The sequence below is a fragment of the Nocardioides aquiterrae genome (genome assembly GCF_039526625.1).
In the GTDB taxonomy this organism is placed as follows: domain Bacteria; phylum Actinomycetota; class Actinomycetes; order Propionibacteriales; family Nocardioidaceae; genus Nocardioides; species Nocardioides aquiterrae.
The window spans coordinates 27,001-51,545 of sequence record NZ_BAAAJE010000014.1 but is presented as its reverse complement, the minus strand read 5'-3'; the positions used below and the strand labels follow the sequence as shown (position 1 = coordinate 51,545).

The window sequence follows — 24,545 nt, the reverse complement described above, 5'->3', positions numbered from 1 at the left end:
CCGGCGGTAACCGCGCCCCCTCGGCATCGTTGTCCCAGTGTTCTGTGGCACCGCTGAGCGCGTTGGCGACGCCGCCCGTCGCACGAAGGAACTCGCATGCCTTCTCTCCAACGCCGGATCATCGCCGGGGGCGCTGCCCTCGTGGCCGCCTGTGCGGTCCGGGGCGAGGCCGAGCACGACGACGCCGAGGCCACGTGGTCCGGGCACGGCTACGCCGGCACCTGGGCGATCAAGAGCTCGGAGACGTGCGAGGGCACCACGCTCCTGCAGGTGGCCGCGACGAAGCAGTGACCCCGGGCAGCCCGCGGTGGTGCGGTCAGCCGGTCGAGGAGCGCTGCTGCAGGGCCAGGACGGTCAGCTCGACACGCGAGTGGATGTCGAGCTTGAGGTAGATGTGCTTGAGATGGGCGTCGATGGTGTGTCGGGAGAGGTAGAGCTCGTCGGCGATGCTGCGGTTGCTCATCCCCTCGGCCACCAGGGTGACGACGCGGAGCTCGCCGTCGGTGAGTGACGCCCACCCTTGGTGCGCGCCCCCCTCAGCGGGCGCACTCGCCCTGACCATCGGATACCGGTCCGTTGCCGCGAGGCCGGCGGCGGGGTACTCCGTCGGGGGCAGGTAGTGGGGGTTCTCGATCACCGTGCGGTCCACCAGGACCTTCGGGTGGGTGTACAGGACCTCGACCAGCATGTCGGCGCCGAACTTCTGCAGGTCGTAGAGGCAGACGAGGATCGCCGGCATCTCCTCGACGACGTGGTTGATGGCCGACTCGTAGCGGAACAGGTCGTCCCAGCCGGGCGGCCCGGTCAGCACCCACGACATCTCCCCGGCGGCCCGCAGCAGGTCGAAGCCGTCGTCCGTCGCCGCGTCCGCGCTCTCGGCCAGGAACCTCATCATGTCGTCGACCCGGAACTCCCCCGAGGGCAGGTAGGCGTCCGATGCTCGTTCGACGTCGAGCTGCGCCGACCGGCGCGAGTACTCCGGGCCGGCCTGCCCCACGGCGAGGTCGCGGACCAGCCCCGGCTCGACGTCGTCGATGAGGCACAGGCACTTGTCGCCCTGCCGCAGCCCTTCCTGGAGGAAGGCGTACAGCAGCCGGTCTCGCTCCTCCGGGCCGGAGTAGAGGGCGCAGTAGTGCGTTCCCGGCCTGACGTCGCCGACCCCGGGGATGCCCAGGCTCAGACCCTTCATGGCAGCCACCGGTCGCCGTGGGGGTCGACCGGCTCAGCCACTGTTCTCATGCTTCTCCCTCTGACGGATACGGAGTGCCGCCCGGTCGAGGGGCGTTGGGCCCATGCAAGAGCAACGCACCCGCGAGCACCATCGGCAGAAATGCCGATGTGCCGCGCCCCGGCGCGCCGAGACCGGTGCGCGCCGGGCGTCGCGCCCGGATTACCGGTAGCGTTCGGCGCGGTCTCTAGCCACGGGGATCGACGACGGCGAGCCCGGCTCGCGCTGCCAGCTCCCGGAGGGAGCCCCATGCGGGTCGATCCGCCACCGGTGGCAGAGATTCTCGAGGTGGCGGCCTCCACCATGCCGCTACCGGAGCGAGCGAGAGCACTCGTGGCCAGCGTCGGTCGGTGGCTGCCGGCCGACGCCATCTGGCTCACGCTGTCCGACCCCGGCTCCACCGTCTCCGCCACGGTAGGGAGCACAGGTCTGGACCAGTCGATCCTCGACTACCTCGACCGTCCGTCGGTCGCGCGGGAGATCCAGCTGGCCGAGCTCAACCAGAACCGGCCCCCGGTCACCGTGACCGAGCTCCCCGTGCCGGTCGACGAGCTGCCGACCTGGGCGGACTGCCTGCTCCCGGCCGGCTTTCGGGAAGGTCTGGGCGTCCCCCTCTGCGAGCCCGGAGGACCGTACCTGGGGATGCTCAGCTTCTTCTTCGCCACCGGCGAGGCGCCGTCCTCCGCGGTGCGCGACCACCTCGGCGAGATCGCGCCACTGATCGCCCTGGGTCTCTCGCCCCTGCGCTCGCTGCGCGCCGTCGCGCGCCTCGTGGCAGGTGCCGTCTCAGGCGTCGTGCTGCTCCGCAACGGCACCAGCCACGCCCTCCCGGGACTAGACGAGCATCCGCTCCTGGGGCCCGGATCTCCCGTGGTCGACCTCGCCCGGCAGTCGCTGGTGGCCGGCCAGGTCTTCCGCTCGTTCCTCTGGCCCGAGGACGGGGACCCCGGCACCACCGGTCACGCTCGGATCACGGTCCTGGCAGCAACGGACGCGCCCGACTTCGTCCTCGGCACTCTCGTCGTGACGCCGGGGGCTGACTGCCAGGGGCTGTCGCCGCGCGAGCTCGAAGTGCTCGGACTTCTCGTGGACGGCTGCTCGAACCAGCAGATCTCGCGGCAGCTGGGCGTCGCCCTCCGGACCGTGGCCGCTCACGTGGAGCACATCCTGCACAAGCTGGAGGTACCGACGCGGACCCTCGCCGCCGTCCGGGCCGAGCGCGAGGGTTGGCACGTGCCTCCGACCTCGAGGTCGCGGTATCCCTGATCTCGAGCGGTCCGCTTACGTTCGTCGGTGGTAGCGGGCGTGGTGTCGGGGGCAGAGGAGTCGGGCGTGGTCGACGTCGGTGGGTCCGCCGTGGGCCCATTCGAGGTCGTGGTGGGTGTGGCACATGGCCGGTGGCCAGTCGCAGCCGGGTTCGGTGCAGCGCTGGTCGCGGAGGGCGATCGCGATCCGCTGTGCCCGGGTGTGGAAGCGGCGTTTGCGGCCGAGGTCGAGGACCTGGGACTTCCCGCCGAGGACGACGGGGAGCAGGCCGGCCTCGCAGGCCAGTCGGCGGGCCAGGGCCGGAGAGATCTTGCCGCCGGTGTCGAGCAGGCAGGCCTGCTGCAGGCGTTCTTCGAGGACCGCCAGCGGGATCGTGACCACGACCGTGGCACCCACGCCACCGGTGCTGGGCAGGTCCTTGTCGCCGATGCGTTCGATGAGCTCGCACAGGGCCCGGCCCAGGGCCTGGGGTCCGGGCCGGCGCGCAGCCCCGGCGCCCTCGGTCGCGGTGCGGTGCTTGGGGTTGGTGAAGGCCAGCAGCATCTTGGTCAGCGCGGCGCCGTGGAAGGACGGGATCGTGAACGTGCCGTGGCACTTGCCGTGCCCGTCGTCGCGGATCTTGAACTTCGCGGCGACCAGGGCGTCGGCCTCCTCGCGGGCGAGCTGCTCGGCCTCGTAGGCGTCGACCAGGTCCGGGGCAACCACCTCCAGCAGCCGCGTGCCCAACAGCCGCAGCACCCTCGCGTCATGATCGCGGGCTTCGGCGACCAGGTGCCGTTCGGCCTTGTCCACCAGGCCGGGGTCCAGGTCGGCGGGCAGCTGGTCGAGGGCGTCGACGATCACCTGGGCCTGCTCCACCACCAGGTCACCGGCGGCCAGCGCTGCGCGCACCTGTGACCGGGTGACCAGGGCCCGGCCGAGCCGGGTGGTGCGGAGCACGGCCGGGCGGAGCTGCCTGGTCTGGTGTGCCCAGGTGTCGAGGGTCTGGTCGTCGGCGTGCTCGGCGACCCGGGCTTCGAGCTCGGCGGCCCGGGCTTTGAGGCGGGTGATCTCGACCAGGGTGGTGCGGGTCTCCTCGGGGGTCATGGACCACACCGAGGCGTCGGTGACGGTGTCGAGTTCCGCGTGGGCGTGGGCGACCGCCACCGAGATCCGGTGTCGGGGGGTCGCCATCGCTGTCATACCTCTACCCAAGCATCGACCACCGACAGTGATGGGGCTCAGAACCCTTGTTTCACTGGGTTCTGGGCATTTGGTAGGTAAAGTTTCGGGGCCACTTTCCGTCCACAGGCGACCGCGCGCGGCCGTGGTCCGGGGTCTCGACAGGCTCGACCAACGGTGACCGACCCCGGGCGACCTCAGACCAGCTCGCCGGGCAGCACGCTGAAGACCAGCGTGTCCCGGCGGCCGTCCTTCCAGGCGTACTGGGAGCGCAGCAGCCCCTCGCGCACGAAGCCACAGCGTTCGGCGACCCGCTGCGACGCCTCGTTGCGCGGGTCGCAGGTGAGCTGCAGGCGGGCCAGGCCGAGCTCGGCCATCGCCCAGCCGCCGAGCAGCCGGAGCGCCCGGGTGGCGTAGCCGTGCCCGCGCGCCGCGCGGGTCAGCCAGTACCCGATCGACGCCGTGGCGTGGTCACGGTCGAGGTTGTAGAGGCACATCGAGCCCAGGACGGCGTCGTCCGGGTCGGTGATCGCGAGGTTGAGCTCGTGGCCGGCGAGCCGGTCGCGCTCGTGCCGGTCGAACGCGCTCGCGATCTTCTCGGGCGTCGGCGGCTCGGACCACGGCCAGGAGGTCTCGACGATCACCGGGTCGGTGAACGCCTCGTACCGGACGCCGTCCTCCTCGCGCCGCCAGGGCCGGAGCATGATCACCCCGTCACTGAGCGGCGGCTCCGGGAACGCGAGCGGGCTCACCGTCTGCTCGCTCATCGGTTCTCCTTCCCGAGACCCTCGTCATCGGCACCACGCTCGCACACGCGAGCTCCTCGGCGCTTCCGCTGATGGACCGTAGCCCAACACCGGCCGTGACCTCGGGTCTGTCCCGGATCCGTCGTCGCAGATGTCGACGAACAGTGTGCTCGGGCCTGACGCGCTACACCGTGGTGCGGGCCGCCTCCGCACGGGCGGCGGCCCCCACCCGGCTGTGCGACCGGCCGTAGACGAAGTACACGAGGAACCCGAGCACCATCCAGACCAAGAAGCGCAGCCAGGTCTCGAGCGAGAGGTTCACCATCAGGTAGAGGCAGATCAGCGCGGACAGGATCGGCAGGACGGGGCTCAGCGGAACCCGGAACGGCCGGTCCAGGTCCGCGCGGGTCCGGCGCAGGACCGGGATCGCGATCGACACCAGCGCGAACGCCGTGAGCGTGCCGATGTTGACCATCTCCTCAAGCTTGCCGATCGGCGTGTACGCCGCCACCACGGCGACCAGCGCGCCGATGGTGACCGTGATCCGCACCGGCGTGCCGGTGCGGGGGTTGGTCCGGCCGAAGCCGGGCGGGAGCAGTCCGTCGCGGCTCATCGCGAACAGCACCCGGATGGCGCCGATCAGCAGCGTCATCACCACGGTGGTCAGGCCCGCCACGGCGCCGGCCGCGATCAGCGTGGCGAAGCCGCTCTGGCCGACGTCGCGGAACGCGGTCGCGAGCGCCGCGTCCGGGTCGATCTGGTCGTAGGGCACCATGCCGGTGATCACCAGCGCGACCGCCATGTAGAGAACCGTGCAGATCGCCAGGGACGCCAGGATCCCCTTGGGCAGGTCGCGCTGCGGGTTCTCGGCCTCCTCGGCGGTCGTGGCGACCACGTCGAAGCCGATGTAGGCGAAGAACACGACCGACGCGGCCGAGATGACGCCGAGGATGCCGAACGTCTGCGGCTGCAGGCCGAACGCCCACTGGATCAGCGGCTGGGCCAGCCCGCTGGAGTCGACGGGGTCGGCGGCCGGGGGGATGAACGGGTCGTAGTTCGCGCCGGACACGTAGAACAGGCCCGCGACGATCACGAACAGCACGATGAACAGCTTCACCGCGACGAGCACCAGATTGACCCGCAGCGACTCCTTGATGCCGAGCGCGACGAGCGTGGTGAGCCCGACGACGAGCAGCAGGGCCGGCACGTTGACGTGGTCCCACTCGAAGCTGGTCGACGAGCTCGGGCCGATCCCCGCGGGCCAGGTGATGCCGATCTCGTCGAGGAAGGTCACGAAGTACTGGCTCCAGCCCTGCGCGACCACGGCCGCGCCCAGCATCAGCTCGAGGATCAGGTCCCAGCCGATGATCCACGCGATGAGCTCGCCGAGCGTCGCGTAGGAGAACGTGTACGCCGAGCCCGCGACCGGCACCGTCGACGCGAACTCGGCGTAGCAGAGCGCCGCCAGCGCGCAGCAGATCGCGGCCAGCACGAACGAGAACACCACGCCCGGGCCGGCGTACTCGGCGGCCACCTTCCCGGTGAGGGTGAAGATGCCGGCGCCGATCACGACGCCGATGCCGAAGACCGTCAGGTCGATCGCGGTGAGCCGGCGCTTGAGCTGGTACTCCGGCTCGTCGGTGTCCGCCAGGCTCTGCTCGATCGTCTTCGTCCGGAACACGCTCATGCCCCCCACCCTCTCCCCCGGGTACGGGGGTGAAACCCAGGGGGCGCCTCAGCCCGCGGGCTCGTAGAGCTGGAGGATGAGCTGGTCCGCGTGCTCGGCGAGCTGGCGGGTGCTGGTGCCGAACTGGTCGCGCAGCACGGTGTCCGGGTCGGCGCCCGGCTGGTCCATCGCGTCGAGCATCAGCCAGGGGGCGTCCTCGCCGTACGCGTCCGCGACGTATTCGACCGCCCACCAGGCCAGCCCGTAGTGCGCCTCGGAGTCCTGGTCGTTGAACGAGGCGTCGTCGGGCAGGTCCGCGGCGCCGTCCTCGGCGGCGGCGACCGCCGCCTCCGGGATGCGGCGGTCCTGGGGCGGCAGCGGGCGGACCGAGACGTACTCGGCCAGGCCCTCGGACAGCCAGACCGGGACGTCGTCGTCGCGGGTGCCGACGGCGACGTGGGTCAGCTCGTGCCGCACCAGCCGGTCGAGCTCCCGCCCCGGGTGGTCGAGCATCCGCGGGTTGAGCGCGAACCGCGTGCTCCCGCCCACCGGGAACGCCACGGCGTCGAGCGCCTCCGGGTCGTCCCCCGGCACGTCGCGCAGGCCGTCGAGGAAGGCCGGGTCGGACAGCGCGTAGAGGACCACCGAGCGGCTCCAGTCGTACGGCACCTGCGCGGAGACCGTGACGATCGCGCTCTCGACCGACGCGAGGAGCGCGGGCGCGTCGTCCAGGCTGCCCGCGTCGAAGACGCCCAGCACGCCGTTGCCCTGCTCGACCCGGACCGGGCCGAGGTCCCACGGCTGGGGCTCGGCGGGCGTCACCGCGGTGACCAGGAAGCGCCCCGGGTGCCGCGCCGCCGGGCGGAGCCCGAACTCCACGGGGCTGGTGACCGGCGCGTCGTCGTACCCGTCGAGCTGGAGCACCTCGTCGGCGGTGACCGTGTAGGAGTCGCCGTCGCGGACCAGGCTGCCGGGGTCGAGCCGGTAGCGGAGCGTGGCGACGGGGAGCTGGGTGACGTTGTCGAACCAGGTGCGCTCGTGCGCGCGGAAGTCCCGGCCGCCGGCCACCAGCCGGCCGAACGCCGCGGCGTCGGCCCGGCGTACGACGCGGGCGCGGGAGTCGAGCGCGCGGGTGATCGCCTTGACGACGTCGTGCGGCGGCGGCCCCGCGTCGTGCGGCGGGTCGTCGGCGCAGCCGACGAGGCTCGCGGCCAGCAGGGCCGCGAGTGCCAGGAGGCTACGTGGTCTGCTCGACATCGATGGGAGAACGACCGTCCGCGAGCGAGGTCATGTCCTCCACGATGCCGAGCGCGAGGGCCTGCGGGGTCAGGCCGATCCGCTCGAGGATCGCGCCGCGCTTGGCGTGGCCGAGGAACTCCTGCGGGATCCCGTGCAGGCGGAACGGGGTGTGCACACCGGCGGCGTTGAGGGTCTGGAGCAGCACCGCGCCGCAGCCGCCGGTCTCGCCGTTGTCCTCGATGCTGACCACGAGCCGGTGCTCGCGGGCCATCTCGATCAGGGCGGGGTCGACCGGCTTCACCCAGCGCGGGTCGACCACGGTGACGCCGATGCCCTGGGCGACCAGCCGTTCACCGACGCCGACACCGACCTCGGCCATCGACCCGACGGCGACGACCAGCACGTCCTTGGTGCCGTTGCGCACCAGCACGTCGCAGCCGCCGGCCTTGCCGACCGCCTCGATGTCGTCCGGCGGCGGCCCCTTCGGGAACCGCACGACCGTCGGGGCGTCGTCGACCTCGACGGCCTCGTTCACCAGCTCGCGCAGGCGGGTGGCGTCGCGCGGCGCGGCCAGGCGCAGGCCGGGCACGACCTGCAGGATCGACATGTCCCACATGCCGTTGTGGCTCGCGCCGTCGTCGCCGGTGACCCCGGAGCGGTCGAGGACGAACGTGACGCCCAGCCGGTGCAGGGCGACGTCCATGAGCACCTGGTCGAACGCCCGGTTGAGGAACGTCGCGTAGACCGCGAACACCGGGTGCAGCCCGCCCAGCGCGAGGCCCGCGGCCGAGGTGGCGGCGTGCTGCTCGGCGATGCCGACGTCGAAGGTGCGCTCGGGGAACCGGGCCTGGAACTTGTCCAGCCCGACCGGGTGCATCATCGCGGCGGTGATCGCGACCACGTCGGGCCGGCGCTGGCCGATCTCGACCATGGTGTCGGAGAAGTGGTCGGTCCAGATGCGGCCCTTGGGCTTCTCGGCGCCGGTCTGCACGTCGAACGGGCCGGGCCCGTGGAACTGGTCAGCCTCGTGCCGCTCGGCCGGGTCGTAGCCGTAGCCCTTGCGGGTGATCGCGTGCACGATCACCGGCCCGTCGAACCGCTTCGCCTGGGCGAGCATCTGCTCGACGGCGGCGCGGTCGTGGCCGTCGACCGGACCGACGTACTTCAGCCCGAGGTCCTCGAAGAGGCCCTGCGGGGCGAGCGCGTCCTTGACGCCCTTCTTCATCGCGTGGAGGGCGTCGTACGCCGCGGGTCCGACGCCCGGCACGGCGTTCAGCCGGCGCTTGACCATGTCGAGGACGTGCTCGTAGCGCGGGTTCGTGCGCAGCCGGGTCAGCGCGGTGGCGAGACCGCCGATCGTGGGCGTGTACGAGCGGCCGTTGTCGTTGACGACGATGACCAGCTTGCTGCGCTCGGCCACCGCGATGTTGTTGAGCGCCTCCCAGGCCATGCCGCCGGTGAGCGCGCCGTCGCCGATGACCGCGACCACGTGCCGGTCCTCGCCGCGGATCGTGTACGCCTTGGCCAGGCCGTCGGCGTAGCTGAGCGCAGTGGAGGCGTGGGAGTTCTCGACGATGTCGTGCTCGGACTCCGCCTGGCTCGGGTAACCGCTGACGCCGCCCTCCTGGCGCAGCTTCTCGAAGCCCGCCTTGCGGCCGGTCAGCAGCTTGTGGACGTACGCCTGGTGGCCGGTGTCGAACACGATCCGGTCGTGCGGCGAGTCGAAGACCCGGTGGATGGCCATGGTCAGCTCGACCACGCCGAGGTTGGGCCCGATGTGCCCTCCGGTGCGCGCGCAGGTGGTGATCAGGAAGTCCCGGATCTCGGTCGCGAGCCCGTCCAGCTGCGCGTCATCGAGGTCGCGCAGGTCGCGTGGCGACGTGATCGAGTCGAGGAGGCCCATAGCCGTCGAGTCTACGGGTGGGTGGTCCGGACGCCGAGTCGGCGCGGCGCTCTCGACCGTCAGCTCCTCGCGGTCCGCGGGGGTTGCGACCGACATGGCGGCGAACGGGGACGGTGGGCAGGTGGTTGCGGTCGCTTTCCGCCTCGCGGCCGCGCAATCTTCGCCCTCCACGCCCGTCGATGTGGTCGAGAACGGCGTCAGCTGCCCACCGGAGTTGAACTATTCACTCAGTGTATTCATTGTGTGTATAGTGACCGCGTGAGCATCTCTCATGTCCTCCTCGGCGTCCTCGCGGCCGGGCCAGCACATGGATACGACCTCAAGCGCGAGCACGACGCCCGGTTCCCGGGCGCCAAGGAGCTGGCCTACGGCCAGGTCTATGCAGCTCTCCAGCGGCTCGAGCGCGACGGCCTGGCCGAAGTCGCCGAGACCGTCCAGGAGAGTGGCCCCGAGCGCACGGTCTACGCCCTGACCCCCGCGGGACAGGCCGAGCTCGAGCGCTGGCTCTCCGAGGCCGAGAGCGCCGGCCCCTATGCGGCCGACGACCTGGTCCGGAAGGCGGTGACCGCTCTCCGCCTCGGAGCCGACGCACGCGGCTACCTGGAGCGCCAGCGCGAGGTGCACCTGGCCCGCATGCGCGAGCTGCTCGCGATCCAGGACGCGACGACCGACCCCGCCGGGCGCTCGGCCATCGACCACGCCGTCTTCCACCTCGACGCCGACCTGCGCTGGCTCGAGGCCGCCGCAGCCCGCATCGCGCAGACCACCACGACCCGCAAGGGGGACCCGTCATGAGTGACCTGCTGATGGAGGCCCACGGCCTCCGCAAGGCCTACGGACGCACCGAGGCGCTGCGCGGCGTCAGCTTCGGCCTCGCTGCCGGGGAGCGCGTGGCGATCACCGGGCCGTCGGGGAGCGGCAAGTCCACGCTGCTGCTCTCCCTCGCCGGCATCCTGCGCCCGGAGGCGGGTGAGATCCGATACGCCGGCAGCCGCCTCGACGACCTGTCCGAGACGGCACGGACGCGGCTGCGGCGTCGTGAGTTCGGCGTCGTGCTCCAGTTCGGACAGCTCGTGCCCGAGCTGACCGCGCTCCAGAACGTCGCCCTCCCCCTCATGCTCGAGCGTCACGACCGCACGTCGGCCGACCGTCTCGCGCGTGGCTGGCTGGAGCGCCTCGGTGCCTCCGACGTCGCGGCGGCCCTGCCGGGCGAGCTCTCCGGAGGCGAAGCGCAGCGCGTCGCCCTCGCCCGCGCGCTCGTGACCTCCCCTCGCATCGTCTTCGCCGACGAGCCGACCGGCGCACTCGACACGGTCTCCGGGGAAGCGCTCCTCGTCGCCCTCCACGACGCCGCCAAGGAGGCCGAAGCCGCAGTCGTCGTCGTCACCCACGACAACCGGGTCGCCGCCCGGGCGGACCGCGAGATCCGGCTGGTCGACGGGATGATCGCGTGATCCGGCTCGCGTGGCACCTGACCGTCGTCGGGGGTCGTGGTCGCGCCGTCCTGCTGGCGGCATGCACCGCGGTCGTCGGCGGGCTGCTGCTGGTCGGGCAGGCGATGCTCCTGCTCCCCGAGTATCCCCAGGAGGCCCTGTACAGCGTCGTGGCCGACGCCGGGACCCGCAGTGGCTTCGCCTTCGCCGTGTTCCTGCTGGCGCTCCCCGCGCTGCTGCTCCTCTTCCAGGCCGTGCGCCTGGGCACGTCCGCCCGGGAACGTCGTCTCGCCGCGCTCCGCCTCGCCGGCGCGACGCCGGGCGACGTACGCCGGCTGGGTGCCCTCGAGGTGGGTCTGCCCACCTTCGCGGGCGCGGTGGCGGGCTACGGCGTCTACCGGCTGATGCGTGGAGTCTTCGGCGGAGCCCCGGTGGATGCCGGCTGCTGTGAGCCGGGCGTCACGAGGCACGGCTCGCTGGCGGGGTTCGTCCCGACGAGCGTCGCGCCCGCGTGGTGGCAGGTCCTGCTGACGGTGCTGGTGGTGACCGTTCTGGGGGTCATCGTGGGCACGGCCGCCAACCGCGGTGTCGTCGTCTCGCCACTGGGCATCGCCCGGCGCACGAGCTCCAACCCGCCCCGACCCTGGGGCCTGCTCCTCGTCGTGGCGGGCATCGGGTTCGGCGTGAGCGCGCTCGTCCTCTTCGGGACCTCCGAGCTCGTCGACCTGCTCGCCCCCTTGGCGTCGATCGCGCTGCTCGTCGTCGGGCTGATCAGCCTGGCCCCGTGGACGGCGTACGTCGTCGGACGCACGGCCCGCCGCGCACGGACGGCCCCCGTGCTGTTGGCCGCGCGGCGGCTCGCCGGCGACCCCCGGCCCGCCGGCCGGGCGGCTGCCGCCGTCGGCGCCATCGGGCTCGTGGCAGGCGGTGCCGCAGCCATGGCCGCGGACATCCTGGAGACCCAGGAGCCGGGCGACCGGGCGTACTACCTGGTCGCCATCGGACTCGTCGGGGTCGGGCTCCTGCTCGCGCTGCTCGCGGTGATCGGCTCACTCGCCATCCACTCCGTCGAGTCCCTCCTCGACCGCAAGCGCTCCGTCGCCTCGCTCGCGGCGCTCGGTGGCACCACCGGCCTCCTCGCGCAGAGCCAGCGCGCCGAGGTCGGCCTCGTGGCGATGCCCATGGCCCTCGGCGGCACGCTGCTCGGATCCCTCCTGATCGGGATCCCGCTCGCCGGGCTCGGGCTCCCGTGGGCCGTCGCCACCGCTCTGGCGCTCGGCGCGGTGGCCGGACTGGTGTGGTCCGCGGTCCGGCTCGCCGTCCTGATCACCGGGCCCTGGATCCGCAAGGCGGCGGACCCCGCGAACCTGCGCACGGCGTGACACGAGGCCTCGTTAGCCCGCGCCCTCGCGCGGGTACGTCAGGGCGTGGTCGAGATCGGTCCGGTGCTGGTCGACCACCGCGAGCGGGGTAGCGCCATCCCGGAGGCGCTGGCCGCTGCCGGCCTCGACGTGCAGATGACGGACCTGCCGGTGGGCGACTACGTCCTCGGGCCCGGGCTGGCGGTCGAGCGCAAGGGTCCCGCCGACCTGGGGGCGTCGATCCGCGACGGGCGCATCTTCGACCAGGCGGTGCGCCTGCAGTCGGCCTTCCCCCAGGCGGTCCTCCTCATCGAGGGCGAGCCGCGCTGGATCGCCGAGGACGCGTGGCGCGGTGCGGTGTGCCGGTTGGTCGAGGACGGGTTCACCGTGCTGCACAGCCTCGACGCCGAGGACAGCGCGGCCTGGATCCTCCGGCTCGCCAAGCGGGCCCGGCGCGCTGCGCCGACCACCCGCACTGAGGGTCCGCGGCGGGCTCCTCGGCACCCGTCGGCCCAGGCCGAGGTGATGCTGTCGGTCGTGCCGGGCATCAGCCCGGCGATGGCCCGCAGCCTGCTCGCGGCCTACGGCAGCGTGGCGGCGGTGGCCGCGGCCGCTCCCGACGGGCTGCGGAGCCATCCCGGCATCGGGCGGGTGCGAGCGGCTCGGATCGCCGACGCCCTGCGCGGCGAGTACGTCGCACCTGTCGACCGCGAGCCGGAACCCGATCGTCCCACGCGCGGGGCGCGACCGACCCGGCGCTGGATCCTCGCCGAGCCCGACGGCGGCACGGAGGCCCAGTCGTTCGACCGGCGCTCGATCGCACTGCGTGCCCTGCGCGCGGCCGGGGTCGGTGCCCGGCTGGTCGACGGCCTCACCGGCGAGGTCGTCGAGACGGGCTAGAGGTCCACGACCGCGATCGCGGACTCGTGCAGGCTGCCCAACCAGAGCCGCCCGTCGTGCTCCCGGACGCCGGTGACCATGTGGTACGACGTGCCCGGCAGGTCGACGTCGTGCACGAGGGTCCCGGCGTCGTCGTACGCCTGCGCGCGGACGGTGCGCTTGGGCTTCGGCTGGAGTGGCTCGGGGATCCTGGTGACCGCCTTCCGCAGCGGCCGCGGCGCGCGCTGGAGGCGCTCGACGACCGGGTCGCGCGGGCTGGCGATCGAGACCCAGATCAGCCCGTCGCTCCCCCGCGCGATGTTGTCGGGGTAGCCCGGCAGGTCGTCGGCCAGGAAGTCGCGGGTGCCCGCCTGCGGCCCGGTCAGCCACCACCGGACGACGGTGCGCGCGCCGGTCTCGGCGACCGCGACGTACGACTCGTCGGCGGCCAGGGCGACGCCGTTCGCGAACGCCAGCCCCTCGATCACGACCTCGGGGCCCCCACCTGATGACAGAGCGTCGGCGCCGAGCCGCGCGAGCCGGCCGGTGCGGGTGTCCTGGACGAAGTCGTCCTTCCACCGCTCGATGCCGTAGCGCTGCGACGAGTCGCTGAACCAGACGGTCCCGTCGGACGCGATGGCGGCGTTGTTGCAGAACATCATCGGCGCGGACCCGAGCCGGTCGGCCACGGCCTCGACCCCGCCGGTCGCGGGGTCGACCCGCAGCACGCCGCGGTGCGCGTCGCACACCAGCAGCCGGCCGTCCGGGTCGATCTCGATGCCGAGCGGCCGGCCTCCGGTGTGGGCGACCCGGTCGACCCGGCGCCCGTCGGGGCTGACCTTGAAGATGCTGCCGTCCTCGGTGCCGGTGAAGACCGAGCCGTCGGAGCCGACGACGACGTCCTCCGCGCCGGGTCCGGGGACGGGGATCACGGTGAGGTCGCGCATGGGCCCATCAGAGCAGGGAGCGGACCACGAGCACCAGCGCCGACACGCCGGAGACGAGGAGCACGGCACCGCGCACCCGGTGGGCCGGCAGCCGCCGCCGCAGCGGCGCGCCGGCGACCACCCCGAGCACGACCGCGGGCAGCAGCAACGCCCCGACGGCGACCTGGTGCCGGTGCAGCTCGCCGGAGAGCGCCAGCCCCACGAGGCTGATCGCGGCGCCGACCAGGAAGTACACGGCCATCGTGGTGCGGATCTGCCGGGGCTCCCGGTGCTGGTAGAGCAGCGCGAACGGCGGCCCGCCGATCGAGGTCGCGGTCCCGGTGACGCCCCCGACGAACCCCGCCACCCCCAGCGTGCCCCTGGTCACCGGCACCTCGACCGCGTGCCAGGTCAGCAGCACGGCCAGCAGCACGATCGCGCCGATGAACACGCCGAGCTGCGCGGCGGTGAACGTCGCGACCACCCAGACGCCGGCCGCCGTGCCGAGCACGCGCCACGGCAGCGACCAGTTCAACCCGTGCCAGTCGATGTCCCGGCGCTCCTCGGCCAGCGTGATGATCGGCAGCACGAACGCCAGGGAGATGAGCACCCCCGGCATCAGCTGGGGCGCGAGCAGCGTGATCACCGGCGCGGCGACCAGCCCGATGCCGAGGCCGACCACCGCCTGCACGGTGGAGCCGAGCAGCACGGCGAGGAAGACGAGCGCGAACACGCCCGGGTCGAGGCCACCGGTCAACCGAGGAGCTCCCGGTACTCCGCCGAGTCGAGGAACTCCGGCACGATCCTCGTCGCGGACGCCGTGAGCGGGAGGTCGCGGGCCCGGGACGGCTCGACGAACACGATCTGCCGCCCCTCGCCCACCACGATGTCGCTGTCGGTGAGGTCGGCGCCGGCGTACCAGATCTGGGTGGCGTCGAGCGTGCCGTACGCCTCGTGCCAGACCTCGAGCTCGCGGAACAGCCGCAGCGTCCCCGGCGCCAGGTCGAGCCCGGTCTCCTCCTCGAGCTCGCGGTACGCCGCGGGCTCGAACTCCTCGCCGTCCTCGACGTGCCCGCCCACCAGGCCCCACTTCTCCGGGTCGATCACCGGGTGCTCGTCGCGCTCCTGCAGCAGCAGCCACCCGCGGCGGTCGACGAGCAGGGTGCAGGCGAAGCGGTGCATGCGTGCCACGCTAGCGACATGCGTCTCGTGGCCCTCGCCCTGTCCGTGCTGCTGCTCGCGCCCACCTCGGCGACCGCGCGGGTCCCCGACGGCCTCGAGGTCACCGGCTGGGTCCTCCAGAGCGGCAGCAACCGGCTGGTGGCGCGGAACGCCGGCGGGCTCACCACGCTGAGCGTCGCCGGCGTCTCGATCACCGCGTCCGGCGGCGCGGTGGCCGCGCCCGGCCGCGACCACGCGCGGCTGCTGGCCGCCGCCCACCGGCACGGGCTCGGCGCGGAGCTGCTGGTCAGCAACTACAGCAACCGCAGCGAGGGGTTCGACCCCCGTCGGCTGCACCGGCTGCTGTCGAGCGACGCCCGGATCGACCGGGTGGCGGGCCGGCTGGCCAGGTTCGTCGCGGACCAGGGCTGGGACGGCGTCAATGTCGACTTCGAGCGGGTGCGCGCCGCCGACGGTGACGGCCTGGTCGCCTTCGTGACCGCGCTCCAGGACGCGATGCCCGCGGAACGGACGGTGTCGATCGACGTCAGCGCGGCGACCTCGGTGCGGTCCTACCGGGACCGCGGCTACCGCCTGACCGGGCTCGCCGGCGCGGTCGACGTCGTCGACCTGATGACCTACGACTTGCACGGCCCCTGGTCCCGCCCCGGCCCGGTCGGCGCGCTCGACTGGCAGCGCGACGCGCTGGACGCGCTGCTGTCCGTCGTACCCGCGCACCAGGTGCAGCTCGGCGTGGCCGGCTACGGCTACACCTGGCCGCGGCCCGGCTCCGGCCGCCACGGGCACAGCGTCACCGACCGCCGCGCCCGGGCGCTCGTGGCGGAGGACGGCGCCACCGCGCACTGGCGCCCGGGACCCGGCGAGTGGACCGCCCGCCTGTCCGACGGCACCCGGCTCTGGTGGTCCGACGCCCGGTCCTACCGGAAGCGGGTCGCGCTGGCCCGGGAGTACGGCGTGCGCGGCCTCGCCGTGTGGCGCCTCGGTTCGGCGGACACGCTGCGCTGACCCGCACTAGCCTGCGCCCATGCGGATCGGCGTCCTCGGCACGACCGTGGCCACCGACTCCTCGGGTCCGGTCAACCTCGGCGGGCCGAAGCAGCGCGCGCTCCTCGCGACGCTCGCGCTGCACCGCGGCCGCGCGGTCGCCGTCGACACGCTCGCCGACGTCGTGTGGGGCGGGAGTCCCCCGCCCGGCGTCTCCGGGACCATGCAGGGGTACGTCGCGGGCCTGCGCCGCGTGCTCGAGCCCGGCCGGACCGCCCGTGGCGGCGGCACGCTCCTGGTCACCGAGCAGCCCGGGTACGCGCTGCGGCTGCCGGAGCAGGACCTGGACGCGGCGGCGTTCGAGGCGGCGGTCGCCTCGGCGCACACCGCCGTGGCGCCCCTGGCCGACGCCCTGTGCCGGGGTCGGGCGCTGCCGCCCGGCGCTCCGGACGCCGGCGGCCTCGACGCCCTGCACCGCGCCCTCGAGGAGGCGCTCGCACTGTGGCGTGGCGTCCCCTACGCCGACCTCGGCGACGCGCCGGCCGCAGAGGCCGAGCGGGCGCGGCTCGAGGAGCTCCGGCTGCTCGCCAGCGAGGACCACGCGGCGCTCGGCATCCTCCTCGGCCTGCACGCCACCGTCGCCGCCGAGCTGGACTCGCTGACCCGGCAGCACCCGCTGCGGGAGCGGGCCTGGGCGTTGCGCGCGCTCGCGCTCGCGGGCTCGGGCCGCCAGGCGGACGCGCTGGCGGTGCTGCGCCAGGTGCGCGACGTGCTGGACGAGGAGCTCGGGCTGGAGCCGGGACCGGAGCTGCGCGCCGTGCAGACCGCGGTGCTGCGCCAGGAGACCGGCTCCGCGACACCGACGCCCACGACCCCGGCACCGGCGCCGGCCGCGGCCGCCGAGGCGCGCTCCCCCCTGCCCTTCCCGACGCTCTGGGGCTGGTCCCTGGCCGGCCGCGACGCCGAGCTGGCGGCGCTGCAGGGCCTCGTCGACCGCACCGTCGCGGGCGCCGGCGGCGCGCCGACGTTCGCCGCGCTCACCGGCGACCCCGGCATCGGCAAGAGCCGGCTGGCGATCGAGGCGGCGACGTACGCGTCCGAGCGGGGCATGACGATCGCCTGGGGCCGGTGCTCCCAGGACGACGGCGCTCCGGCGCTGTGGCCGTGGGCGACGGTGCTCGAGCGGCTCGGCTCGGAGCTGCCCAGCGGCGGCCCGGACGACGACAGCGGCGCGGCGTTCCGCGCCTGGGAGGCGGTCGTCGAGCGGGTGCTCGCGGCGGCCACGGCCGGCCCGCTGATGCTCGTGCTCGACGACCTGCACTGGGCCGACACGTCCAGCCTGCGGGTGCTCCGGCTGCTCACCGAGGCCGCCGTCGCCGAGGGCGCCGGCCCCCGGCTGCTCGTCGTCACGACCTGGCGCGAGCACCCGCCGCCGGAGGGCGCGCTCGCGGAGGTCGCCGAGGCGCTGGCCCGCAAGCACGCGCTGCGGCTGCAGCTGCGCGGCATCTCGGCGGAGGCCACGGCGCAGGTGTTCGGCCAGATCTCCGAGGCCGAGCCGACCGCGGCGGAGACCGAGGCGCTGCGCCGGCGTACCGAGGGCAACCCGTTCTTCCTGGTGGAGTACGCGCGGCTGGCCCGCGAGCGCGGCGACCTGCACGCGCTGCTGTCCGAGGCGCAGCCGCCCGCCGCCGTGCACGAGGTCCTGTCGCGCCGGCTCGCCACGCTCCAGGAGGGGACCCGGGAGCTGCTCCAGTGCGCCAGCGTCGTCGGGCGGATCTTCGAACTCGGCACGCTGGCGGCCACGGCCGGCAGCGACGAGGACGCCGTGCTCGACGCGCTCGACCCCGCCCTGGCCGCGGGCCTGGTCGACGAGGACGGCGTGGACCGGTTCCGGTTCACCCACGCGCTGGTGCGCGACACGGTGCTCGCCAGCCTGCCGGCCTCCCGCCGGGCACGCGTGCACGCCCGGGCGGCAGCGGTCCTCGACGGCCGGCCCGGCCACGAGAGCGAGACCGCGCGGCACTGGCTCGCGGCGGGGCCGCGCCACCTCGGCGACGCCTGGCCGGCGGCGCAGGCGGCCGCCCGCAGGGCCACCGAGGTGTTCGCGTACGTCGAGGCGCTGGAGATGCTCGAGCACGCGCTGCGCGCGCAGGACGCGGACCCGGGCTCGGACGACTACGCGCGGTTCTCGCTGCTCACCGACCTCGCCGACGTGCTGCGCCGCGCCGGCCGCTGGATCGAGCTGCGCGGGGTGACCCACGAGGCCGTCGAGGTCGCCGACGACCTCGGGGACCTCGAGCTGCTGATCCTGGCGGGCGTGATGACCAGCACCGGCGCGCTGTGGCAGGCCGCCGCGCACGCCGAGGTGGACCCGCTCGTCGTCGACGCGCTGCGCCGGGCGCTCGACCGGCTCCCGGCCGGCGACGACCCGCGGCGCTGCCGGACCATGCTCGCGCTGGCCGGCGAGATCTACTACGGCTCGACGCCGCAGGAGCGCGAGGCCCTGGCCGAGGAGGCGGTCGCGATGGCCCGCCGGGTCGGCGACCCCGAGTTGACGCTCAGCGCCTGCCTGAACGCGACGATCGCGATCTGGCGCGGCGGCACGGCGCGGTGGCGGCTGGACCTCACCACCGAGGCGGTCGGCATCGCCCGCGAGCTCGGCGACGACATCAGCCTCACCTCGGCGCTCACGCTCCAAGCGGTCGCCGCCGGCGAGCTCGGCGAGATCGCGCTCATGGACGCGGCGCTGGCCGCGGCCCGGCCCGAGGCGGACCGGCTTCGGCACATCTACGCCCAGCTCGTGCTCGACTCCCTCGAGGTGTCCTGGTCGTCGATGCGCGGCCGGTTCGACGAGGTCGAGAGGATCATCGGGCACATGGTCGGCATCGGTGAGGTCGTGTCGATCACCGGGTACGAGGAGTCCGTCGCCGGCGCGATGCTGATGCAGCTGCTCTGGCAGGGCCGCGACGAGGAGCTCGCCGCCGCGATGATGGCGATGGAGGGCAACACCTTCCTGCCGATCGCCACCTCCATCGTCGCGATCCAGTGCCGCACCGGGTCCGTCGACGCCGCCCGGGCCTGGTACGACGCCCACCCGGACGAGATCCGCCTGGCCATGGAGAGCGACACCTGGTACTCCCCCATGGCGTGGAGCATGGGCGCCGAGGCCGCCTGCTACCTGGGCGACGCCGAGCTCGGCGCGGCGGCGTACGAGAAGCTGATCGGGCTGGCCGGCCGCCCGGCCTGCGCCGGCTCCGGCGCCGCGATCGGGCCGATCGACATGTTCCTCGCCATGGCCGCCCACGCGACCGGCGAGCACGACCTGGCCACCAAGCACGCCGACCGGGCGCTGGAGCTGTGCGACGCCTGGGACGTCCCGCTCGCGGCGGACCTGGTGCGCCGCGAGCGGGACAAGTTCGGGTTCTAGCCGGACGTCAGGCGTACCGGAACGTCCGCGCCTCCCGGCGCGCGAACCCGCGGTGGGTCAGCGTCCAGATCACCTTGAGCGGCGCCGGGGCGCCGTCCAGGACCCGCTCGAGGGTCTCCCGGGGCACGCCGTGGCCGATCCACGGGACGATCCGGGCCGCCTCGCGCAGCGAGCCGCCTTTCTCGATCTCCGCCTCGATCTGGTGCCAGCGCTCGGCGGTGACCAAGCGCTGGACGATCGCGATCGCTTCGGACTCCTCGTGGGCCAGGTGCCGGCGCAGCGACTCCCGCGCCGCGCACACCCGGACGGCGAGCGCGGCCCGGGCGTCCTCGTCGGCGCGGGTCGCGAGCCGCCGGAAGCCGGCGGCGCAGGACTCCAGCAGCGGGTCGATCTCCCCGTGCTCGGCCGCCATCGCGTCCAGCACCGCGACGTCCTCGGGCGTCCCCACCCGCACCAGCGCCGGCCAGACGTGGTCGTCCTCGGCGCTGTGGTGCTTGTGCAGCACCTCCGCGAAGAGCTCCCAGCGGGCCGCGAGGGCCTGCCACGTGCGCCGGTCGCCGGCGGGCGTGTGGCGCACCGCGTCGGCGAAGGCGTCCAGGTCCCGGCGGAACGCGTGGTGCATCAGGTACATGGTCTGCATGTCGACCGGCCCCTCGGGGGCCGCCGCCTGGCCCGGCAGCCGGAGCTGCCGGGGCCAGGCCTGCGGCGCGGTCGTCATCATCGCCCGACCGCCTCGGACTCGGTGGCGTCGAGCTCGGCCCACAGCTCGTCGGACTCGTGCCTCTCGGCCTCGATGCTCGGCAGCCGGCGGTCCAGCCAGGCCGGCAGCCACCAGTTCCACCTGCCGAGCAGCGCCATCGTCGCGGGCACCAGCACCATCCGGACCACGGTGGCGTCGAGGACGATCGCGATCGCCATGCCGAAGCCCAGCTGCTTGACGACGGTGTCCGCCTCGGTCGAGAAGCCGAGGAAGACGACCACCATGATCGCCGCGGCCGACGAGATGACCCGGCCGGTCGCGGCCAGGCCGCGCTCGACGCTGCCGCGGGCGTCGCCCGTGCGCAGCCAGTCCTCGCGGATCCGAGAAAGCAGGAACACCTCGTAGTCCATCGACAGGCCGAACAGGATCGCGAAGTTCAGGATCGGGATCCAGCTCGACACCGGCACCGCGTGGTCCACGCCGAGGGCGCTGCCGCCCCAGCCCCACTGGAAGATCACCACGAGCACGCCGTACGACGCCGCGATCGACAGCAGGTTCATCACCGCCGCCTTCACCGGCACCACGACCGAGCGGAACATCATCGCCAGCAGCAGCACCGAGACGCCGACGACGAAGCTCACGACCAGCCACAGGCGGGCGTCGAGCAGGTCGACGATGTCGGAGAAGAACGGCGTCTGGCCGGTGACCTCGACACCCTCCGGGACGTCGGCCCGGATCGCGGCGACCAGGCCGTCGATGCGCTCGTCGGTGGGGCCGTACGCCGGCTCCGCGATGAACACGCTGATCGCGCCGCCGGGGGTGGTGACGGGGTCGGTGACGCCCACGATGTCCGGCTCGGCCGCGACGGTCGCGGCGACCGCGGCCGGGTCGGCCTGCGCGGTGTCGACGACGATCGTGAACGGGCCGTTGGCACCGGCGCCGTACTCGGCCTCGATCAGGTCGTAGGCCTGGCGCTGGGAGGTCTCCGGGCCGGCGCTGGATCCGTCCTGCGGCCAGGTGCGCATGCCGAGGACCGGCGCGGCGAGCAGGAGCAGGAACACCAGCGCGGCGAGCGCGGCGGCCACCGGGCGCCGGACGACCCGGCGCGCCCAGCGGGCGGTGAGCGGGGTCTTCTCGGCCCGGATCCGGCCCTTCCGGGTGCGCCGCGGCAGCAGCCGGTTGCCGGCCAGCCCGCACAGCGCCGGCACCAAGGTGAGCGCGGCGGCGAGCACGGAGACGACGGCGATCGCGGTGGCGTAGCCGAACGTCGCGTAGACCGGGAGGCCGCCGAGCTTGAGGCCCAGGAGCGAGATGAGCACCGTGACCGAGGCGAACACGACCGAGCGCCCGGCGGTGGCCATCGCGCGGCCGGCGGCCTCCTGCTCGGGCAGGCCCTGGCCGAGGAACTCGACGTGCCGGGTGACCAGCAGCAGGGCGTAGTCGATGCCGACGCCGAGGCCGACCATGGTGGCGACGGTCGGGGCGGCGGTGCTCACGTCCATGGCGCCGGCCAGCAGGGTCACGCCGGCCGTGCCCACGCCGAGGCCCATCAGGGCGACCGCGAGCGGCAGGCCCGCGGCGACGACGGAGCCGAACGCGACGATCAGGATGACCAGCGCCGCGATCACTCCGGCGAGCTCGCCGGTGCCCTTCATCGTGGACTCGGTCTGGCTCGGCAGCTCCCCGCCGAGCTCGGCCTGGAGCCCGGCGTCCCGCACCGGCGCGACCGCGTCCTCCAGGGGGTCGTACCCCTGCGCGCCGACGAGGTCCTCGTCGGTCGTGGGGACGTCGTACTCCATCGCGACCAGCGCGGTGTCGCCGTCGGCGGAGATCCGCGGGGGGTAGACGTAGGAGACGTGGTCGATGCCGCGCAGCCGCTCGACGAGCGCGGTCAGCTGCGTGGCGTCGAGGGTGTCGCCCCCGCGGTCGTGGACGACGACCTGCGCGGTCGCGCCGCCGCCGTCGGGGACGTGCGCCCGGAGCTGCTCGACGCCCACCTGGGCGCGCGCGCCCTCGACGTCGTAGTCGTCGTGGAAGGTGCCCCCGAAGGCTCCGGCCGCGACGAAGGCGACGACCACGGCGGCGATCCAGGCGGAGATCGTCCGCCACGGGTGCGCCGCGGTGCTGCGACCGAGGCGGTAGAGGATGCGGTTCACGGTGCTGCTCCTGTGCAGAGTGAGGGTGATCGGTGGGAGCACTCTGCGCGGGGGTACTTGGGGCCGACTGGGAACCGGCTTGAAGTACATTCACCGCTGATGAGCCATACCCAGACCCTCCTGCTCGCCGCGATCGTCGCCGGCTTCGCACTGCTCGCGCTGACCGTGGGCGCGTTCGTGATCTCGCGGCAGCGTCTCGGCGTGCTGCTGCTGGTGCTGGCCGGGGCGTCGTTCGTCGCCGCGCTGGTGCTGATGGGCCGGGTCAGCAGCCAGTGGGAGCACGAGAAGCGCGCCGAGGTCCTCGCCAAGTACCACGTGAAGGTCCAGGACTGGGGCGCCCCGCTCGGCAGCGCGCCGGACTGGAAGGTCGACGGCAAGGTCTACAAGGAGTGCGTGGTGCTCTTCCCGAGCCCGGACGACCCGGTCTTCGAGTGCGACGGCCAGGAGATGCCGCGCCGCTGACCCCGGGACGCGGACCGGCTCCGCTAGCGCGGCGACGGGCTCGGGGCCGCCGCGACCCTCCGGCGCAGGCCGCGCAGCATGCCGCGGCTCATCACCAGGTCCGCGGGCACGATCAGCAGGTGCGCGCCGGCGGTGATCCACCACGGCGCGGTCCGGGCCCGCCAGCGGAAGACCAGGCGGGTGCGCCGGCCGTGGTCGACCGGCTCGAGCACGAAGCTCCACGTCCAGTGCAGGCGAGCCCGCCGCCGCTCGCGCCAGCCCAGCGGCAGGTGGGTGGTGGACTCGAGCACCATCCGCCGGGGCGCCTCCAGCTCGCGCACCACGAAGAAGCACCGACTCTCCGGCAGGCCGTCCGGGATCGTGTCCCCGACGGCGAGCCCGGTGTCCGGCAGCAGGCGGTCGGCGCTCGGCCAGTTGTCGGGGAAGAGCAGCACGTCGACCCAGCGCGGGGTGTACCAGCCGCCCCGGTGCCACCCGACCTGGGTCAGCCACGGCCAGACCCGGTTGGGCGGGGCCGGCAGCGTCGCGGCGTGGGTGGCGACCACCTGCGGCGAGTCGACCAGGTCGTCGCCGGGCATCGGGGCCTGCCGCTCCGCGCGCGTGGCGCCGTACGTGCGGCCGCGGTGGTAGACGACCGCGAACCCGATGGCGGCCACGGCCGCGCACCGCTTGCACCTCATGCGTCGACCGTCGCGCCGCCCCGGCCGCCGGCGGCAGAGGCCTTGGTCCTCAGTCGGCAGCGGGGCCTGCGTGGCCCTCCAGGTACGCCGCGACCAGCCGGCCCAGGTTCGTGAGGTCGTAGCCGCCCTCCTGGACCAACACGCTGGGGACGCCGAGGTCGCCGAGCACCCGCCCGGCGGCGCGGAAGCCGTCCTCGGTCACCTGCAGCGGGCTCTCCGGGTCGTCGCCGGCGGCGTCCACCCCGAGCGAGACGACGAGCGCGGTGCAGTCGGCCACCCACTCCGCGAGCTCGGCGACCGCCCCGACCCACGGCCCGTCGCCGGTGCCCTCCGGGAGCGGGAGGTTGCGCGTCGTACCGGCTCCCGCTCCGGCGCCGGTCTCGCTCGCGTGCCCGAACACGTGGGGGAACCACCCGGCGGCGGGATCGACGTGCAGCGAGCCGTACCGGACGTCCGGCCGCTCCCAGAACACCGCCTGCGTGCCGTTGCCGTGGTGGGCGTCGACGTCGACGATCGCCACCTTCTCGTGGCCGGCCGCCAGCAGCGCCTCGGCGGCGACGGCGGCGTTGTTGAGGTAGCACGAGCCGCCGTACCCGTGCGAGGTGACGTGGTGACCGGGCGGGCGGCACAGCGCGTACGCCGCGCAATCCCCCGCCAGCACCAGGTCGGCCGCGGTGAGGGCGACGTCGACCGCGGCGCGGGCGGCCTCCCAGGTGCCGGGGCCCACGAGCGTCATCGTGTCGTAGCAGTAGCTGCCGGCCCGGGCGTGCAGCGCGGCGGCCGGCGTCGGCGGCATCCCGGCGAGCAGCGCCCCGGTCGGGAAGAAGTACGGCACCACCCGGTCCTGGCCGACCAGCTCCTGGTACGGGCCGGCCGCCCAGTCCTCGGCCGCCGTCGCCAGGAAGTCCAGCAGCTCCCCGTCGTGCACGGTCCGGAGGAAGCCGTCGTCGTGGGGGGTGGCCTCGTACGTCGGGTGCCCGTCGAGCGCCGCGAGGATCACGTCCACCCGCTCGGGCACCTCGGTGCCCGGCGTCGGCACGCCGACCCACACCTCGTGCCGCGGGACGTGTCGCCTGGTGGCGGGCGACCAGACCACGGGGATGCGCACGGCGTCAGCATCCCACCGACCCGGCCGGCTCGGGCAGG

At 73.9% G+C, this 24,545-nt stretch carries 22 protein-coding genes; 9 read left to right on the top strand and 13 right to left on the bottom strand.

Going from position 1 to position 24,545, the window contains the following annotated elements; translation table 11 throughout:
* The first annotated feature begins 96 nt into the window (after positions 1 to 96).
* Complete coding sequence (locus tag ABD086_RS13760) at positions 97 to 291, top strand: hypothetical protein (RefSeq protein ID WP_343908130.1); 195 nt, start codon at positions 97 to 99, stop codon at positions 289 to 291.
* A gap of 25 nt (positions 292 to 316) precedes the next feature.
* Here the strand turns inward: ABD086_RS13760 and ABD086_RS13755 are convergent, their stop codons facing one another.
* A complete protein-coding gene (locus ABD086_RS13755; RefSeq protein WP_343908129.1) occupies positions 317 to 1,189 on the bottom strand; it encodes an MEDS domain-containing protein in 873 nt (290 codons plus the stop codon).
* 372 nt (positions 1,190 to 1,561) lie between these two features.
* Between ABD086_RS13755 and ABD086_RS13750 the strand changes: the two genes are divergently transcribed.
* Positions 1,562 to 2,494, top strand: coding sequence for a helix-turn-helix transcriptional regulator (locus ABD086_RS13750; RefSeq protein ID WP_343908128.1), 933 nt, complete (start codon positions 1,562 to 1,564; stop codon positions 2,492 to 2,494).
* Between the two features lie 15 nt (positions 2,495 to 2,509).
* Here ABD086_RS13750 and ABD086_RS13745 read toward each other — a convergent pair whose 3' ends face one another.
* The 5 genes from ABD086_RS13745 to dxs all read right to left on the bottom strand — a co-directional run bounded on the left by ABD086_RS13745 (position 2,510) and on the right by dxs (position 9,209).
* Entirely contained in the window at positions 2,510 to 3,667 is a 1,158-nt protein-coding gene (locus ABD086_RS13745) for an HNH endonuclease signature motif containing protein (RefSeq protein WP_343908127.1), read from the bottom strand.
* 185 nt (positions 3,668 to 3,852) lie between these two features.
* On the bottom strand, positions 3,853 to 4,422 hold the full coding sequence (locus ABD086_RS13740; protein ID WP_343908126.1) for a GNAT family N-acetyltransferase: 570 nt from the start codon (positions 4,420 to 4,422) through the stop codon (positions 3,853 to 3,855).
* A gap of 163 nt (positions 4,423 to 4,585) precedes the next feature.
* Positions 4,586 to 6,088 carry an amino acid permease gene (locus ABD086_RS13735; protein WP_343908125.1) on the bottom strand — a complete coding sequence of 501 codons (1,503 nt, stop codon included), beginning with the start codon at positions 6,086 to 6,088 and terminating at the stop codon, positions 4,586 to 4,588.
* Positions 6,089 to 6,136: 48 nt separating this feature from the next.
* The gene (locus tag ABD086_RS13730) at positions 6,137 to 7,324 is read right to left on the bottom strand and encodes a hypothetical protein (RefSeq protein WP_343908124.1); all 1,188 of its coding nucleotides are present in this window, start codon (positions 7,322 to 7,324) and stop codon (positions 6,137 to 6,139) included.
* Complete coding sequence (gene dxs / locus ABD086_RS13725) at positions 7,305 to 9,209, bottom strand: 1-deoxy-D-xylulose-5-phosphate synthase (RefSeq protein ID WP_343908123.1); 1,905 nt, start codon at positions 9,207 to 9,209, stop codon at positions 7,305 to 7,307. The genes ABD086_RS13730 and dxs overlap by 20 nt, the downstream gene beginning before the upstream one ends.
* Positions 9,210 to 9,467: 258 nt before the next feature.
* On the opposite strand from dxs, the gene ABD086_RS13720 reads away from it, so the two are divergent.
* From ABD086_RS13720 to ABD086_RS13705, 4 genes are read left to right on the top strand one after another with little or no spacing between them, the layout of a single operon-like run.
* On the top strand, positions 9,468 to 10,004 hold the full coding sequence (locus tag ABD086_RS13720; protein WP_343908122.1) for a PadR family transcriptional regulator: 537 nt from the start codon (positions 9,468 to 9,470) through the stop codon (positions 10,002 to 10,004).
* Complete coding sequence (locus tag ABD086_RS13715) at positions 10,001 to 10,663, top strand: ABC transporter ATP-binding protein (protein ID WP_343908120.1); 663 nt, start codon at positions 10,001 to 10,003, stop codon at positions 10,661 to 10,663. Before ABD086_RS13720 ends, ABD086_RS13715 begins: the two co-directional genes overlap by 4 nt.
* Positions 10,660 to 12,024: an FtsX-like permease family protein gene (locus ABD086_RS13710; protein WP_343908119.1), complete on the top strand. Its 1,365-nt coding sequence runs from the start codon at positions 10,660 to 10,662 to the stop codon at positions 12,022 to 12,024. The genes ABD086_RS13715 and ABD086_RS13710 overlap by 4 nt, the downstream gene beginning before the upstream one ends.
* A 45-nt stretch (positions 12,025 to 12,069) precedes the next feature.
* Positions 12,070 to 12,903, top strand: a complete 834-nt coding sequence (locus tag ABD086_RS13705; RefSeq protein ID WP_343908118.1) for an ERCC4 domain-containing protein — start codon at positions 12,070 to 12,072, stop codon at positions 12,901 to 12,903.
* Here the strand turns inward: ABD086_RS13705 and ABD086_RS13700 are convergent.
* The 3 genes from ABD086_RS13700 to ABD086_RS13690 are packed head-to-tail and all read right to left on the bottom strand — an operon-like array spanning position 12,900 to position 14,990.
* Positions 12,900 to 13,829 carry an SMP-30/gluconolactonase/LRE family protein gene (locus tag ABD086_RS13700; RefSeq protein WP_343908117.1) on the bottom strand — a complete coding sequence of 310 codons (930 nt, stop codon included), beginning with the start codon at positions 13,827 to 13,829 and terminating at the stop codon, positions 12,900 to 12,902. The genes ABD086_RS13705 and ABD086_RS13700 overlap by 4 nt on opposite strands.
* A 7-nt stretch (positions 13,830 to 13,836) precedes the next feature.
* Entirely contained in the window at positions 13,837 to 14,565 is a 729-nt protein-coding gene (locus ABD086_RS13695) for a sulfite exporter TauE/SafE family protein (protein ID WP_343908116.1), read from the bottom strand.
* Positions 14,562 to 14,990 (bottom strand): NUDIX domain-containing protein, encoded by a 429-nt coding sequence (locus tag ABD086_RS13690; protein WP_343908115.1) that lies wholly within the window; start codon positions 14,988 to 14,990, stop codon positions 14,562 to 14,564. Before ABD086_RS13690 ends, ABD086_RS13695 begins: the two co-directional genes overlap by 4 nt.
* A gap of 18 nt (positions 14,991 to 15,008) precedes the next feature.
* Between ABD086_RS13690 and ABD086_RS13685 the strand changes: the two genes are divergently transcribed.
* Positions 15,009 to 15,995 carry a glycosyl hydrolase family 18 protein gene (locus tag ABD086_RS13685; protein ID WP_343908114.1) on the top strand — a complete coding sequence of 329 codons (987 nt, stop codon included), beginning with the start codon at positions 15,009 to 15,011 and terminating at the stop codon, positions 15,993 to 15,995.
* Between the two features lie 19 nt (positions 15,996 to 16,014).
* On the top strand, positions 16,015 to 19,401 hold the full coding sequence (locus ABD086_RS13680; protein WP_343908113.1) for an ATP-binding protein: 3,387 nt from the start codon (positions 16,015 to 16,017) through the stop codon (positions 19,399 to 19,401).
* Between the two features lie 7 nt (positions 19,402 to 19,408).
* On the opposite strand, the gene ABD086_RS13675 is transcribed toward ABD086_RS13680, so the two are convergent.
* Positions 19,409 to 20,119, bottom strand: coding sequence for a hemerythrin domain-containing protein (locus ABD086_RS13675; RefSeq protein ID WP_343908112.1), 711 nt, complete (start codon positions 20,117 to 20,119; stop codon positions 19,409 to 19,411).
* Positions 20,119 to 22,257 carry an MMPL family transporter gene (locus ABD086_RS13670; RefSeq protein ID WP_343908111.1) on the bottom strand — a complete coding sequence of 713 codons (2,139 nt, stop codon included), beginning with the start codon at positions 22,255 to 22,257 and terminating at the stop codon, positions 20,119 to 20,121. The genes ABD086_RS13675 and ABD086_RS13670 overlap by 1 nt, the downstream gene beginning before the upstream one ends.
* 99 nt (positions 22,258 to 22,356) lie before the next feature.
* Between ABD086_RS13670 and ABD086_RS13665 the strand changes: the two genes are divergently transcribed.
* The gene (locus ABD086_RS13665; RefSeq protein ID WP_343908110.1) at positions 22,357 to 22,719 is read left to right on the top strand and encodes a hypothetical protein; all 363 of its coding nucleotides are present in this window, start codon (positions 22,357 to 22,359) and stop codon (positions 22,717 to 22,719) included.
* A gap of 23 nt (positions 22,720 to 22,742) precedes the next feature.
* Here ABD086_RS13665 and ABD086_RS13660 read toward each other — a convergent pair whose 3' ends face one another.
* Both ABD086_RS13660 and ABD086_RS13655 read right to left on the bottom strand, forming a co-directional pair.
* Positions 22,743 to 23,399, bottom strand: a complete 657-nt coding sequence (locus ABD086_RS13660) for an SRPBCC family protein (protein WP_343908109.1) — start codon at positions 23,397 to 23,399, stop codon at positions 22,743 to 22,745.
* A gap of 49 nt (positions 23,400 to 23,448) precedes the next feature.
* A complete protein-coding gene (locus tag ABD086_RS13655) occupies positions 23,449 to 24,507 on the bottom strand; it encodes an arginase family protein (protein WP_343908108.1) in 1,059 nt (352 codons plus the stop codon).
* Between the last annotated feature and the right edge of the window lie 38 nt (positions 24,508 to 24,545).

Excerpts from the sequence above, each read along its gene's own strand:
- ABD086_RS13665 (WP_343908110.1), top strand. The coding sequence starts at position 22,357 with ATGAGCCATACCCAGACCCTCCTGCTCGCCGCGATCGTCGCCGGCTTC.
- ABD086_RS13700 (WP_343908117.1), bottom strand. The coding sequence starts at position 13,829 with ATGCGCGACCTCACCGTGATCCCCGTCCCCGGACCCGGCGCGGAGGAC.
- ABD086_RS13740 (WP_343908126.1), bottom strand. The coding sequence starts at position 4,422 with ATGAGCGAGCAGACGGTGAGCCCGCTCGCGTTCCCGGAGCCGCCGCTC.
- ABD086_RS13680 (WP_343908113.1), top strand. The coding sequence starts at position 16,015 with ATGCGGATCGGCGTCCTCGGCACGACCGTGGCCACCGACTCCTCGGGT.
- ABD086_RS13760 (WP_343908130.1), top strand. The coding sequence starts at position 97 with ATGCCTTCTCTCCAACGCCGGATCATCGCCGGGGGCGCTGCCCTCGTG.
- ABD086_RS13755 (WP_343908129.1), bottom strand. The coding sequence starts at position 1,189 with ATGAAGGGTCTGAGCCTGGGCATCCCCGGGGTCGGCGACGTCAGGCCG.
- ABD086_RS13685 (WP_343908114.1), top strand. The coding sequence starts at position 15,009 with ATGCGTCTCGTGGCCCTCGCCCTGTCCGTGCTGCTGCTCGCGCCCACC.
- ABD086_RS13675 (WP_343908112.1), bottom strand. The coding sequence starts at position 20,119 with ATGACGACCGCGCCGCAGGCCTGGCCCCGGCAGCTCCGGCTGCCGGGC.
- ABD086_RS13735 (WP_343908125.1), bottom strand. The coding sequence starts at position 6,088 with ATGAGCGTGTTCCGGACGAAGACGATCGAGCAGAGCCTGGCGGACACC.
- ABD086_RS13660 (WP_343908109.1), bottom strand. The coding sequence starts at position 23,399 with ATGAGGTGCAAGCGGTGCGCGGCCGTGGCCGCCATCGGGTTCGCGGTC.
- ABD086_RS13745 (WP_343908127.1), bottom strand. The coding sequence starts at position 3,667 with ATGGCGACCCCCCGACACCGGATCTCGGTGGCGGTCGCCCACGCCCAC.
- ABD086_RS13730 (WP_343908124.1), bottom strand. The coding sequence starts at position 7,324 with ATGTCGAGCAGACCACGTAGCCTCCTGGCACTCGCGGCCCTGCTGGCC.
- dxs (WP_343908123.1), bottom strand. The coding sequence starts at position 9,209 with ATGGGCCTCCTCGACTCGATCACGTCGCCACGCGACCTGCGCGACCTC.
- ABD086_RS13715 (WP_343908120.1), top strand. The coding sequence starts at position 10,001 with ATGAGTGACCTGCTGATGGAGGCCCACGGCCTCCGCAAGGCCTACGGA.
- ABD086_RS13690 (WP_343908115.1), bottom strand. The coding sequence starts at position 14,990 with ATGCACCGCTTCGCCTGCACCCTGCTCGTCGACCGCCGCGGGTGGCTG.